We start from the raw sequence: 14,044 nt of genomic DNA on the forward strand, positions 1-14,044 counted from the left end.
AAAACGACACCAGAAGACAGAATAATCATTTGGATGGAAAGTTTTTCGTCTGGCATTAATCGGGGAAAATTCACGATAATTCCTAGTTATCATTGAAAAATATAATTCCTGATACGATATCATTTAAAAATTTATAAGCAATAGGTTGTAGTTTTGGCTGATTCGTTGCTCCTCAAACCCACCCCGCGAGCTCCCGCTCCACCAGCGCCTCGATCGCCTTCATCCCGTCCTCCGTGTCGTTCAGGCACGGGATGTAGGTGAAGTTCTCCCCGCCGGCCTCCTCGAAGGTCTCGCGGATGCCGATGTTGATTTCCTCCAGCGTCTCGACGCAATCGGCGGAGAAGCCGGGGCAGATGATGGCGAGATTCTTCACGCCTCTTGACGGAAGCGCCTCCACCGTGTCCTGAAGGTAGGGCTTCAGCCATTCCTCCCGGCCGAAGCGGGACTGGAAGGCGACCATCATCCTCTTCTCCGTCCAGCCGAGCCTCTCCCGCACGAGGCGGGTCGTCTTGAAGCAGTGGCAATGGTACGGATCGCCGTTTCGGAAATAGCGTTCCGGCAGGCCGTGATAGGAAGTGATCACCAGATCCGGCGTCCAGTCGAGGCCTTTCAGGTGACCCTTGATGCAAGAGGCCAGCGCCTCGATATAGGCCGGATGGTCGTGATAGGCAGGCGCGGTCCGGATCGCCGGTTGCCAGCGGATCTTCATCAGCGCCTCGAAAGCCTTGTCATAGGCCGTCGCGGTGGTGCTGGCGCTGTATTGCGGGTAGAGCGCGACCAGCAGGACGCGCTCGCAGCCCTGTTCCTGCAGCGCGCGGATCCGGCTTTCGGTGCTCGGATTGCCGTAGCGCATGCCCCAGTCGACGACGATGTTCGGATGCTTTGCGGACAGTAAGGCGCCGAGCTTTTCCGCCTGACTGCGGGTATAAAACCGCAGCGGCGACTCGTCGGTTTCCTTCAGCCAGATCTGCTCGTAGGCGTGCCCGGTCTTGAACGGCCGGGTCGGCAGGATGAAGAGGTTGAGGATGATCTGCCATTTCAGCGGGTTCAGCTCGATCACCCGGCCGTCCGAGAGAAACTCCTTCAGATAGCGCCGGATCGACCAGTAGTCGGTCGCATCGGGGGTGCCCAGATTGAGCAGCAGGACGCCGATCTTCTCGTCCGCGAGGGCGGGATGGTCGGTGGGCAGGTGTCTCTTGGCGAAGGCCATCTGAACTTTCCGGAACGCTTCATTTCACAACGAGGTCAACATAGGGTCCGGAAGCGCTGGGACCAGTCCGAAAAATGCCGCAGGCGGATCAGTTTGCGATAATCCAACCCTGCAGGGCGGCGAACCCGGAGGCAGGGACGCCGACCAGGGTTACGCTGCTCCCGTCGGAGAGGCTGAGGATCGTGTCTCCGTTGCTCTCCGAAGCCGAATAGGTGAGGCCGCTCTCGAAGGCCAAGCTGTCGGTCCCGGAGACATAGTCTTCGACCCTGTCGTGACCTGTACCGAACGAAAAGACGAAGGTATCCGCCCCCGCGCCGCCGGACAGCATGTCGTTGCCGGTATTGCCCTCCAGCCGGTCGTCGCCGTCTCCGCCGTTCACACTGTCGTTCCCCTGGCCGCCATAAAGCGTGTCCTTGCCGAGATTGCCGAAGAGCCGGTCATTGCCCGAATTGCCGTAGACGATGTCCGAATTCTGGCCGCCATAGAGCCGGTCATCGCCATTGCCACCGATCAGGATGTCGCTGCCCTTGTTGCCATAGACGATATCGCTGTCATTTCCGCCTTCGAGCGTGTCTGCGTCCTGTCCACCGAACAGAGTGTCATTTCCGCCGCCACCGAAGAGGAAATCCGTTCCCTGGTTGCCGTAGACCAGGTCCTCTCCCCAGCTCGAGCCGACCGTGTCGTTTCCGCCGCCACCGGCCAGCGTGTCGTCTTCGTCACCGAGGGAGATGAACTGGATGGCATCGTCCGCGACCACATAGTTTTGACCCTCGCCGCCGGTGATCGAAGCGGCTCCGACGATGGCGGCAAAATCTATGTTATTGAGGTCGAGAATGTTATTGGTAGCGAGGCTCGAGGTATCGATCATCAGGGCGTGCGTGCCGATCGCGCTCGACGCGGTATCGAAAATCTCGACGGTCTCACCGTTCCCCGAGGTAGTCAGGGAAAGCGAGCGGACATCCATCGGGACATTACCTTTCCAGTCAAAGAAGGCGTCCGCATGACGGGTGAAGGCCTGCTGCTCTCTGGCATCCGTATCGCTTGCCTGAATGTGGGCATAGAGTGACTGCTTGGCTGCGTTGTCCGTTTCGGCGGTGCTGGTTCCCGAATTGAAAATCGATGCGCGGTCCGGGAGCGTCACGAAGACCGCGCTTCCGCTTCCCGTGTTGGCGATCAGTGTGCCGGTCGCACTAACCCCGCTTGTATTGCTGATGGTGTAGCTGGCTGTACCGCTCCCGGAGGTCGTCGTTACCCCGCCTGTGCCCTCAGATCCGGAAGAGGAAGCTGGAGCGGAGAAGGTAAGTGTGGTGTTCGTTCCGTCATAGGAGGCATTGATGGTGAGATTTGCGGCGGCACCCGCGACATTCAGCGTGCTGCCGCCGAGACTGATGGTGGTGCCTAGGGAGTTACCGTCGAGCCCAGAGCCGTCATAGCTCTTCACGAGAATGGCGTCGCCGACGGCGAGGCCGGAGACCGTATCCGTGTTGAAGTTGGCGGTGGATCCTTCGAAGGTGTCATTTCCGGCGCCGCCGCTCAGGGTGTCGGCGCCGCTGCCGGCGGAAAGCACGTCGTTGCCATCGCCACCGTCAAGTTTGTTGTTCCCGGAGGTCGCGATCAGCAAATCGTTCCCGGTGCCGCCGACAAGTACGTCATTGCCGGCATCGCCGGTCAAACTGTCGTCGCCGGAATCGCCGTATAATGAATCGTTGTCGCCGCTGCCAGCGAGACTGTCGTTGCCGGTGCCGCCATAGATCAGGTCATTGCCGGTGCTGCCGTTCGCGGTATCGTCGCCGTCACCGCCGTAAATGATGTCGTCGCCTGCTTGCGCCTGAATGCTGTCCCCGTCGGCGCCGCCGGAGATCGTATCGTCCAGGCTGCCGCCACTTAGCGTGTCTGCGCCGGCGCCGCCGTCGATCAGGTTGCCCGCATTGTCGGCCCCACCGGAGTCGCCGCCGAAAATAAGGTCTGCGCCAGTATTTCCGGATAGCTCATCCGCGCCGTCGCCGCCTGTAATCGTATCGTTGCCGTCTAAGGCGTCGATCGTATCGGCCGCTGCATCCGCGGTGATGTTGTCGCCGCCGGTAGTAATGGAGCCACCGATGATCCCAAGGCGGTACGGGTAGGCTTCAAGCGAGGTTTCGGAAAAGATCTTTGCGGCGGCCAGGAGGCCCAGCCAGCCAGCTGCGCCGCCGAGATCGCCGTTGGCGGCTCTCACAGGTGCGCCAAGCATGCGTCGAAGCGCGTTTACAAACCGCGTTCCCGCCGCACCTGCACCAGTTGCACAGGACACCAGCAGCAATTCGCCGTCTTCGCTTAAGGTATTGCCAATTCGCGTGAGAAGATGCCCGCGGCTCTCCAAGGACGTCTCGGTGATCTCGTTATTGGCGAGTTGGATCGCGCCCGGCCGACCGTGACAGAGGATAGAAATTCTCCGGGCCGGCGAATTTTTCTCTGCATAACGAGCGATCTGCTCGAAGGGATCCCGGTCTGCCGCGAGCCGGACAACCCGCACACCCGAAGCTCGTCCTGTGGCCAGGATATGCGCTTCCTGGACGCCGGTGTCGACGAAGACGATATCGGTAGGCGATCGGTCCCGCATTGCGCTCCCCAGCACGCGATAACTCGTATTTTGGTTAATTGTTCCTCGCTTTGTTGTGCATATGTCAATGCGCCAGAGCGGAGTTCTCAGCCATTTTGCGATGCTGCAAGAAACACTGGAGCGAACTCCCCGGCTTCAGTGGCCCGGTGCGTACACAAACAATCTGAAATCATAGCCTGGAAACAGTGCGGCCCCGCCGGAGCGGGGCCTCGTCACGTTCGCGAGATTGTCAGTGCTGACCCGCCAGTCAGCGCGGGGCGATGACCATGATCATCTGCCGGCCTTCCATTTTCGGATGGGATTCTACCTTGGCGGCTTCTTCCATTTCATCCCGGACCCGGTTCAGCACGTCCATGCCGAGTTCCTGGTGCGCCATCTCGCGCCCGCGGAACCGCATCGTAACCTTCACCTTGTCGCCCTCGCCGATGAACTTGCGGACGTTCTTCATCTTCACCTGGAAATCGTGCTCGTCGATATTCGGACGGAGCTTGATCTCCTTGATCTCGATGACCTTCTGCTTCTTCTTGGCTTCGTTCTTCTTTTTCTGCGCCTCGTACTTGTACTTGCCGTAGTCGAGGATCTTGCAGACGGGCGGGTCCGCGTTCGGAGAAACCTCGACCAGATCGAGACCGAATTCCTCTGCGCGCCGGATACCTTCCTGAACGGTCATCACGCCAAGCATTTCCCCTTCGGGGTCGATGCAGCGGACTTTGTCGACGGAAATATCGTGGTTCACCCGCGGGCCGTCCTTGGCCGGCGGCTGATTAAATGGTGGTCTGGCGATCTAACGCCTCCTTCATTCACTGTTTCAGTTACGGTTAGAGCATGAAAACACGGCCCGGATCAAAGGTGATCCGGGGCCGACGCTTCATCCTTAAGTCTAGTAATGGCTTCGTCAAGCGCAAGGACTTCTTGAGCCTGACCGCCGAGCCGCCGCAGCGCCACCATGCCTTCCTCCGCCTCGCGGCGGCCGACGACGAGGATCGCCGGGATCTTGGCATTGGAATGCTCGCGGATCTTGTAGTTGATCTTCTCGTTCCGGCGGTCCATGGCGACGCGGAGCCCGGCCGCCTTGCAGGCATCCATGACCTTCGCGGCATACTCGTCCGCATCGTTGGTGATGGTCGCGACCACGCCCTGCACCGGCGCGAGCCAGAGCGGGAAGCGGCCGGCATACTGCTCGATCAGGATGCCGATCCAGCGCTCCATAGAGCCGAAGATCGCCCGGTGCAGCATGACCGGACGCTTGCGGCTGCTGTCCTCGGCGATATAGGAGGCGTCGAGCCGCTCCGGCAGGACGAAATCGACCTGCAGGGTGCCGCACTGCCAGTCGCGGCCGATGGCGTCGGTCAGCACGAATTCGAGCTTCGGACCGTAGAAGGCGCCTTCGCCCGGGTTCAGCGTGGTCTCGAGACCGGCCGCGTCGCAGGCATCGCGCAGCGAGCTTTCCGCCTTGTCCCAGATCGCGTCGGAGCCGGCGCGGACTTCCGGGCGGTCGGAGAATTTCACCCGCACGTCGGTGAAGCCGAAATCCTTGTAAACCGCGGAAAGCAGCTCGCAGAATTTCACGCTCTCGGAGGTGATCTGGTCTTCCGTGCAGAAGATATGCGCGTCGTCCTGGGTGAAGGCGCGCACGCGCATGATGCCGTGCAGCGCGCCGGAAGGCTCGTTGCGGTGACAGGAGCCGTATTCGGAAAGACGCAGCGGCAGGTCGCGATAGCTTTTCAGGCCCTGCTTGAAGATCTGCACGTGGCCCGGGCAGTTCATCGGCTTCAGCGCGAGCACCTTGTCGTCCTCGGCATTGGCCGTGAACATGTTCTCGCGGAACTTCTCCCAGTGGCCGGAGGCTTCCCAGAGCGAGCGGTCGATCAGCTGCGGGGTTTTCACCTCGTTGTAGCCGGCACGGTCGAGCTTCTTGCGCAGATGGTTTTCGATCGTGCGGTAGAGGGTCCAGCCGTGCGGGTGCCAGAAGACCGAGCCGACCGCCTCTTCCTGGATGTGGAAAAGGTCGAGTTCGCGACCGAGCTTGCGGTGGTCGCGCTTCTCCGCCTCCTCCAGCATATGCAGGTAGGCGTCGAGCTGCTTCTGGTCCGGCCAGGCCGTGCCGTAGATGCGCTGAAGCTGCGGCCGGTTGCTGTCGCCGCGCCAATAGGCGCCCGCCACGCTCATCAGCTTGAAAGCATGGCCGGTATATTTCGTCGAGGGCATGTGCGGGCCGCGGCAGAGATCGAGGAAGCCGCCCTGGCGGTAAAAGCTGATCGTTTCGCCCGAGGGAATAGTCTCGACCAGCTCCACCTTGAACGGTTCGTGCACCTTCTTGTAGTGCAGCACCGCCTCGTCGCGGTCCCATTCCTCGCGGGAGATCTGTTCGTCGCGGTCGACGATCTCGTGCATCCGCTGCTCGATCTTTTCCAGATCCTCGGGCGTGAAATGCTCCTCGCGATAGAAGTCGTAGTAGAAGCCGTTCTCGATCGCCGGGCCGATGGTGACCTGGGTCTCCGGATAAAGCTCCAGTACGGCCTCTGCCATGATGTGCGCGCAGTCGTGCCGGATCAGCTCGAGGGCCTCGTCGTTCTTCTTGGTGACGAGAGCGACCTCGCTGTCTTCGGCGATCGGAACCGACAGGTCGGAGAGTTTGCCGTTGATGCGGACCGCGATGGCGGCCTTGGCGAGGCCCGGTCCGATATCGGCGGCGATTTCCGCGCCGGTGACGGCGGCGTCGAACGAACGGACGGAACCGTCGGGAAGCGTAATGGCAGGCATGGGTAAAGACCCTTTTACTGGTACGTGACGTGACGATGGTGCGGAAGGCCTTGGCGGGGGATGTTCCCGAATCCGTATGCCGTCTCGGCCGGCCAGGCCGAAACGGCTAACTAGTCACGATCGTCTGGATCGGATGCCACATGGGTCCGTAATTCTGCCGTTATCCGTGGTTGGGCTATGTAACGCTTGGGTGGCGCGACTGCAAGGGGAGACTGGGGAAGGAGCGGGGCGCATCGTCGCGTGGCGAGTTGTTTGGTCGCGGGTTCCTCTCTATAGGATGGCTCTCGAAGAAGCTTTGCGACCGAGGTAGCAAATCAGGTGATGTCCGAACAACTTGACCGATTTTCCAACTGTATGTGTACGGACACGAGAGTCGGACGTGTAGCGTTCCCGGTGGTCGATCCGTATCTTCTGAAGGCGCTGGCCGAATGTGGCGACTATTGCCACGGCGAGATGATGGTCCAGGAGCGGCTTGTCCGCCCGGGCTCGGTGGTTTTGGATGTCGGAGCGAATATCGGTCTTATGAGCCTGCATCTCTCGCGTCTCGTGGGAGAGGCCGGGACGGTCCATGCGTTCGAGCCCAGCCCTTTCGCCTTCGGGCTTCTGCGACACAATCTTGAAGCCAATGGTGTGAGAAATGTCCTGCCGAGGCGCGCTGCTGTTTCGGAACACTCCGGCAGGACGGAATTCGCCGACCCGGACCCGGAAAAGATCAGCAGGTTCAATTTCGGGGTTCTGTCGCTGGATTCCAGGATTTCCGGCTCGGGCGGAAGGAATGTCGAAACGGAGGTCGTGACCGTCGACTCCCTGGACCTGGAATATTGCGCCTTCATCAAAGTTGATGTGGAAGGTTTCGAGGCCGCTGTGGTTCGCGGCGCGGCCCGCACGATCGAGAGGTGCCTGCCGGTACTCTCGCTGGAGATCGGCGACCCGCAGCATGACGGCACGTGGTTGCCTTTTCTGCGGGGACTCGGTTATCGGATTTTCGGTGTCAGCACCTTCATCTTCACGGCGCCGAACTTCAAGGGACGTGCGATTGAAGGCTTCCCGATGGTGGTATGCGTGAATGCCTTCGCGCTTCCCCCCGGCATGAGTCACATGGAACTCCTGGACGGTATCCCGAGAGAGGAATTTCCCGGCGAAGCGGAGCTGCAGGCTTTCAATTCCCGCTACAGGAGAGGCAACCTGCAGGCCTAGGGGTAATTGGAGGCGCGAGGTCAGGCTTGCGTATCGTAGCCCGCCGGATCGAGGGCCGTCCCAATCATCTGCTCGGCTGCGTCCCTGACCAATTCCGCGGGTAGCTCCGCAAGATTTTCCGCCACAAGCAGCCGTACATTCTTACCGCGCGGCGCGGCCTTGGCCGGGAAGCTCGCGGTCGAGAAGATCGCTACGGTAGGGCAGCCGGCGAGCGCGGCGATATGCATCGGTCCGGTATCGTTGCCGATAGCAAGGCACGCTGCCCGCGCCAGTTCCGGCAGGTCGTAGAGCGAGGTTTCACCCGAGAGGTCCCGGGCCGACGGGCAGAGACCGCGGATGATCTCCAGTGGATCCTTATCCTCCGCGCCGCCGATCAGGACCGGCCGGATATTCTCGCTTTCGAGCCAAGTCGCGATTGCGCCATAGGACTCCGCCGGCCAGCGCTTGACCGCCATCTTCAGAGAGGAGCCGGGAATGAGTAGTGCGAAGCGCTCCGGCAGGCCAAAGCGAGCAATATCGCTCTGCATGAAGGAGAGGTCGGAGGGCCGGACATCCTCGATCCCCGCGATCCGGAGTTGGGTGCGCTGCCGGTCCTGGGTGTGGATCAGGGTCGGGCGTTGGTAGTGATGATAGAGTCCGCCGCCGGGGACGATGCCCGACCATTCGGGTGCCTTGCCCGGCCAGAACAGGCGGTGATAAAAGCCGGTGCGATCCGAGGTCTGAAGATCGTAGACGCGCCCGAACCTGCCCCCGACCAACCGCGCGCGAAGGGCAAGAAGACCGGGCAGGTTCCAGAGTTTCGGCTCGCTGTCGGTCCAGACAGCGTCGAACAAGCCGGTCCGCTCCCCGAGCTCCGCGTAGGCGGGGCGGGTCAGCAGGGTGATCTCGGCATCCGGATGATGGCGGCGGATCGCCTGCATCGGGCCGACGGCATAGATGAAATCGCCAAGCGCCCCAAGCTTGATGACCAGGATACGGTCGTGGCGCTTACTTGCCGGCATTTGGCGAGAGCGGCAGGACTTCTTCATAGACCGAGAGGGTGCGCAAGCACATGTCCCGCGTCGTGTAGTGCTCGCGGGCATGGGCGATCGCCTTCTCGGACAGTGTGGCCCGCTCATTCGAGGTGAGCGAGAGTGCCCAGCGGATCCCGGCGGCGAGCGCGTCCGGGTCGTTGGGCGTCACGAGGAAGCCGGTTTCGCCAGGCAGCACCGATTCCCTGGCGCCGCCATGGTCGGTCGCGACGATCGGGCGGCCCATGGCCTGCGCCTCGATCATCACCCGGCCGAAGGGCTCCGGATCGATCGAGGCTGAAACAACGACATCGGCAATCTTGTAGACGCAGGGCAGGTCTCTCGCCGCGCCGGTGAACATGACCGAGGCGGTCAGTCCGGCCTTGGCGATCTTTTCCTCCAGCTCGGCCTTGTAGCTTTCCTTGCCTTCGTAGGACCCGACCATGATGCAATGCACGGGCTGGTCGCCGAGCCGGGTGAGGGCCTCGATCAGCACCTCATGGCCCTTCCAGCGCGTCACCCGGCCGGGCAGCACGACGACCGGCACTCCGTCCGGCAGGCGCCATTCGCGGCTGAGCTTGATCATGCGTTCCGCCGACACCCCGTCGGGATCGAACAGGTCGGTGTTCACCCCGCGCGGGATGATGCGCAGCTTGTCGCTGCCGGTGCCGAAGCGGCGTTCGATCTCGCTGGCGATGAAATGCGAGATCGCGATCACCCGGTCACCCCGGACCATCACGGAATTGTAGACCTTCTTCAGCGGATTGGTGTCCGGGAAGCGGCCGTGAAAGGTGGTGACGAAGGGAACTTTGTTCTTGCGTGCCGCGCGCCAGGCGATCCAGGCCGGCATGCGCGAGCGGGCATGCACGATGTCGACATTCTCGTTGTGGATGACATCGACCAGCCAGTCGAAATTCTGCCGCCAGCTCATCGGGTTCTTGGACCCCAGCGGATGTTCGATATGGCGCGCGCCGACCCGGGTCAGCTCATGCACCATCGGGCCACCGGCCGAGACCACCAGCGCGTCCCAGCCGGCCTGCACCAGCGCATTGGCAACATCGATGGTGCCGCGCTCCACGCCGCCGGACACAAGGGCCGGAAGTACCTGCAGGACGACCGGCTTCTTTTCATGGGCCGGGTGGCGGAACATATCGAAATCGCCGCTCGATTGGCGGAGGTTCGGTATGTTAGGCCTCATGGACGGGCCGTCGTTCACCGGCGTTCCCAGCTTTCAGTTTTCATTGTCAAAAAGTTTACCACAATGACAGAGCAAACCCAGCAGCCCGAGGTACCTTCTCCTCTTTATGCAGAGAAGCCGGACGGCGCGCGTCTCGCTTATCACAAACTGGACGGACTTGGACCCACAATCGTCTTCCTCGGCGGCTTCATGTCGGACATGACCGGAACCAAGGCGATGGCGCTGGAGGAACTGGCGCGGGCCCGTGGCCAGGCCTTTCTGCGCCTCGACTATCAGGGGCATGGCCGGTCTTCCGGAAAGTTCGAGGACGGCAGCATCGGCCTCTGGCTTTCCGATGCGCTCTACCTGATCGACTCGGTGACCGAGGGCCCGCTGGTGCTGGTCGGCTCCTCCATGGGCGGCTGGATCATGTTGCTGACGGCGCTGCAGCGCCCGGAGCGAATCGCGGGCTTGGTCGGGATAGCCCCGGCGCCGGATTTCACCGAGGATCTGATGTGGGCCGGTTTCTCCGACGAGATCAGGCAGACCCTGGAGCGGGACGGGGTTTACTACGAGCCGTCCGAATACAGCGACGAGCCCTACACCATCACCATGAAGCTGATCGAGGACGGCCGGAACCATCTGCTGATGCGCGAGACGATGCCGATCGCGACGCCTGTCCGGCTGCTGCACGGGATGCGGGACGAGTCCGTACCCTACGAGCTCTCGCTGAAGATCGCAGACAATGTCGCGAGCGAGGATGTGCAGATACGCTTCGTCAAGGACGGCGATCACAGGCTCTCCACCGACCGCGACATCGCTATCCTCAAAGACACCGTGGCGGCGCTGTGCGACTCCGCCGCCTGATTCTGATACCGCTCTGGGCGGTGCTGGCACTGCCGGCGCTCATCGTGCCGGCGCCGGCCGCGGAGATCGACCACGAGCAGGAATACGCCGCCTGCATGCAGCTTGCCCGCGAACGTCCGGAAGAGGCCTACAAGGCGGGACTCGCCTGGCACAAGCTCGGCGGCGGTTTTCCGGCGCGGCACTGCGTCGCCGTCGCCCTGCTGGAGCTGCACCAGTACGACGAGGCGGCCGCCCGGCTCGAACGGCTGGCAACGGATCTCGGCACGGCGCGGACCTCGCTGCTCGCCGAGATCCTCATGCAGGCCGGTCAAGCCTGGTCGCTCGCCGGACGGGCGGAAAAGGCTCTGACACTTCAGAACAATCTGCTGGAACTCGCGCCGGGCGATCCGGATCTCTGGCTCGACCGCGCCGTCTCGCTGATGGATCTCGAACGCTACGAACAGGCGCTGGCCGATCTGGACGAGGCGATCCGGCTCGATCCTCATCTCGTCGAGGCCCGGACCTACCGTGCCGTCGCCCTGCGGCAGTTGGACCGGCTGGGCGAAGCCTGGACGGAAGTCGAGACCGTGCTCGCGCTTCAGGCGTACCAGCCGGATGCGTTGCTCGAGCGCGGTATCCTTCGCCAGTATCAGGGCGATCTCGACGGCGCACGGGCCGACTGGCTGCTGGTGATCCAGAACGATCCGGACAGCCGTGCCGCCGCCGCGGCGCGGGCTCGGATCGAGGAGATGGACGTGCAGGTGCGCTGAGCGCGCACCCGCCCGCGATCGCCGCAGCGCCCGAGACGATACGGCTTCGGCGTTCAGGTTCGCGTGATATGCCGACAGGCGGACGCCGGATCGATTACGAGAGGTCTGTCTCTCCGTACGCTCTCAGGCTGTCAGCAACTCTGGACAATACCGGAGCCCAGTCGCCGTCCGTGTCCTGACGAAACGATCTCGTTTTGGGATACCAGAGGGAATCATCGCGATGAAGGCCCCATGGCCAATTGGGGCGCGTCGTGAGCATCACCCAGGTCGGTACGCCCGCAGCGCCGGCAAAATGGACCGTGTTGTTGGCTGGAGAGATAACGAGATCCATGACAGCGATAAGCGCCGCGAGACCGTCGAGATCGCTCAGTATGTCGATGCCGTGATCTGCGCTCACCTCTATGCCGGCGTCCCGAAAAGCCAGAAGGTCGTCTTCGCGCACACTATATTGCAGCGAAATCAGGGCATTGCCGGGGACACGCGCGATCCCGCTCCAATGCCCGGGCAGCACCGTCCGTTGTTCGCCGGTCTTCGGGGCCTCGGACCGCCAGGAAATTCCGACCAATCTCCTTCCCGCATGACGGGCCCGCAAATCCGACCGCAAGGAAGCCGCACGCTCGGGATCGGGGACGATCCATGGTTCCGGCTTCGCCTGGCCACCGCAGAACAGGTTCAGCCTGTGCGGCAAATCCCCCATCGCCAAATGCAGGTCCGTGCCGAAATGATCTTCCAGCTGACCGCTGGCAGGAGCCGCCTCTGGCACAGCGACTCCGGGGAAACTCCTCCGGATCAGGGGGCGGAGACGAGGTTCCGCGATGACCGTTACACGTGGCCCTCGCCGGAGAAGGGGCTTCAGCAGCGTAAGGTATTGTACTTCGTCGCCAATTCCCTGCTCGCCCCAGAGGAGAAGGTGGCGGCCCTCGAGTTCCTCTCCCTGCCACTGCGGGATGGCGAAATGTCGCTCGATTTTCCGCCCTTCGGCCGTTTCGAGCCGGCGGGTCATGGTCTTCCAGCCTTCCCTGAAACGCTCCTGGCTCAGTAACGCAAACGCCGTGTTGTTGCGAGCCGATGCGTAATCGTCGGAGATGAAGGTTGCCCGGCGCCCGAACCGGATAGCGGCGTCGAGGTCGTTTGTGCGACTTGATTCGCTGGAGAGTTTGAACCAGACCTCGGGATGCGCCGGGTTGGCGATCGCACTTCTATGGAGCCAGGACCAAACACCGTTCCGGTCGGGAGCCCGCGCCGCTGCGACGGCCATGGTGTTGCAGAATTCAGACGTATCGGGACCGAGAACCATGGCTCGTTTGGCCCAGTCCCGAGTTTGCGTCAGTGCCGCCATGTCACCGCTGGCGGCCTGATTTTCAGGTTCCACCACCAGACCGTGCCGGCAGGGCTCCACCGCGTCTCCGTACCGCTCCAGTTTCAACAGGGCTCGCGTCCGGTTCCGCCACGCTTCCGCGAGGCCCGGCGCTGCAACGGTAGCTGAACGGAACCACTCTTCGGCGCTTTCGAACGCTTCATTCTCGAAGTCTATCAAACCCAGATTGTTTCGGGCCGCTCCGCTGCCGGGCGCGATCATGAGTGTCCGGAGGTAGAATTTCGTACCTTCGTCAACGTCCTGCAGATCCATCAGGGTGTTGGCAAAGCGGAATGTCTGGTCGGCGTCCGCTGGGTTGAGAGCGAGCACACGCTGAAAACAGCGTGCTGCCGCCGCGTATCTCCCGGCCTGTTTCAAATCCAGGCCCAGCTGCAAATGCGTACGACCGTCCAAAGGCGAGAGAATGGAACAGCGCCGCAACATGCTCTTTCGCTCGTTCGCTGATGTCAGGTCGGCCATTCCCCGGACCGCCTCGAATGCTGCCGGAGTGAGCAACGCAGCGCGACGCAAGCAAAGAGCCGCCGTCCGGGTGCGTCCCAACCGGCCGGTGGCGTCACCCAGTAATTTCCAGATGTGCGCATTGCCTGGAATTGAGGGGGCCGCCTGGCTCAGGAGCTCCGCCGCTTCGCGGTAGGCCCCGTCCTCGGAACGTATAGCGCCGAGCAGTTCCAAGGCGTGCGGGTAGTACGCGTCTCCTTCGGGGATCCTGCGACACATGCGCGCAGCCCGCGACCTGAAGCCTGCCTGGTAACGGCGCCGGGCGTCTTCCAGGAGGCGCAAAGAGGCCTCGCTCATACCAGCTTCCCAACCTTCCTAAAGCTGAGCCATGCCGGGTTTTCCGCCAATGCGGGGCTCAGTCTCATTCGATGTGACCCAACGTAACAAGATCGGTTCGCGAATGGCGAAGCAGATAAAGATAAAATTTTATTGGAAATTCGAAATTTTTTCGCTATCGAGAAACCAGAAAGTGATTTTGCTTCACTTTTGGTAAAGATTTCGACGATAGGGTCGATAAGAATAGCCGTATAAGCGACGATGGATGTCGATATACGATCAGTGTACGGAAGGCAATCAGTGGTCTGAAAAATAAAATC

General features: G+C 61.9%; 10 protein-coding genes. 3 read left to right on the forward strand and 7 right to left on the reverse strand.

Annotation, left to right across the window (positions count from 1 at the left end):
• Positions 1–172 precede the first annotated feature (172 nt).
• The 4 genes from hemH to thrS form a co-directional block, all read right to left on the reverse strand.
• On the reverse strand, positions 173–1,210 hold the full coding sequence (gene hemH / locus IG122_RS17355; RefSeq protein ID WP_193186566.1) for a ferrochelatase: 1,038 nt from the start codon (positions 1,208–1,210) through the stop codon (positions 173–175).
• An 88-nt stretch (positions 1,211–1,298) separates the two neighbouring features.
• A complete protein-coding gene (locus IG122_RS17360; RefSeq protein ID WP_193186568.1) occupies positions 1,299–3,809 on the reverse strand; it encodes a DUF4347 domain-containing protein in 2,511 nt (836 codons plus the stop codon).
• A gap of 247 nt (positions 3,810–4,056) precedes the next feature.
• Positions 4,057–4,545, reverse strand: a complete 489-nt coding sequence (gene infC, locus IG122_RS17365; protein ID WP_319024916.1) for a translation initiation factor IF-3 — start codon at positions 4,543–4,545, stop codon at positions 4,057–4,059.
• A gap of 107 nt (positions 4,546–4,652) precedes the next feature.
• Positions 4,653–6,572, reverse strand: a complete 1,920-nt coding sequence (thrS, locus tag IG122_RS17370; RefSeq protein WP_193186571.1) for a threonine--tRNA ligase — start codon at positions 6,570–6,572, stop codon at positions 4,653–4,655.
• A gap of 321 nt (positions 6,573–6,893) precedes the next feature.
• Here thrS and IG122_RS17375 point away from each other — a divergent pair, with 321 nt between their 5' ends.
• On the forward strand, positions 6,894–7,769 hold the full coding sequence (locus tag IG122_RS17375; protein WP_193186574.1) for an FkbM family methyltransferase: 876 nt from the start codon (positions 6,894–6,896) through the stop codon (positions 7,767–7,769).
• Between the two features lie 20 nt (positions 7,770–7,789).
• Here the strand turns inward: IG122_RS17375 and IG122_RS17380 are convergent, their stop codons facing one another.
• Both IG122_RS17380 and IG122_RS17385 read right to left on the reverse strand, forming a co-directional pair.
• Positions 7,790–8,770 (reverse strand): glycosyltransferase family 9 protein, encoded by a 981-nt coding sequence (locus IG122_RS17380; protein ID WP_193186577.1) that lies wholly within the window; start codon positions 8,768–8,770, stop codon positions 7,790–7,792.
• Positions 8,757–9,929, reverse strand: a complete 1,173-nt coding sequence (locus IG122_RS17385; protein WP_193186580.1) for a glycosyltransferase family 4 protein — start codon at positions 9,927–9,929, stop codon at positions 8,757–8,759. The genes IG122_RS17380 and IG122_RS17385 overlap by 14 nt, the downstream gene beginning before the upstream one ends.
• 111 nt (positions 9,930–10,040) lie before the next feature.
• On the opposite strand from IG122_RS17385, the gene IG122_RS17390 reads away from it, so the two are divergent.
• Both IG122_RS17390 and IG122_RS24495 read left to right on the forward strand, forming a co-directional pair.
• Positions 10,041–10,823 (forward strand): alpha/beta hydrolase, encoded by a 783-nt coding sequence (locus tag IG122_RS17390; protein WP_193186583.1) that lies wholly within the window; start codon positions 10,041–10,043, stop codon positions 10,821–10,823.
• Entirely contained in the window at positions 10,805–11,572 is a 768-nt protein-coding gene (locus IG122_RS24495) for a tetratricopeptide repeat protein (protein ID WP_193186586.1), read from the forward strand. Before IG122_RS17390 ends, IG122_RS24495 begins: the two co-directional genes overlap by 19 nt.
• 94 nt (positions 11,573–11,666) lie before the next feature.
• On the opposite strand, the gene IG122_RS17400 is transcribed toward IG122_RS24495, so the two are convergent.
• Complete coding sequence (locus IG122_RS17400; RefSeq protein WP_193186588.1) at positions 11,667–13,745, reverse strand: tetratricopeptide repeat protein; 2,079 nt, start codon at positions 13,743–13,745, stop codon at positions 11,667–11,669.
• Between the last annotated feature and the right edge of the window lie 299 nt (positions 13,746–14,044).

Origin of the sequence: Nisaea sediminum (assembly GCF_014904705.1) — a bacterium.
In the GTDB taxonomy this organism is placed as follows: domain Bacteria; phylum Pseudomonadota; class Alphaproteobacteria; order Thalassobaculales; family Thalassobaculaceae; genus Nisaea; species Nisaea sediminum.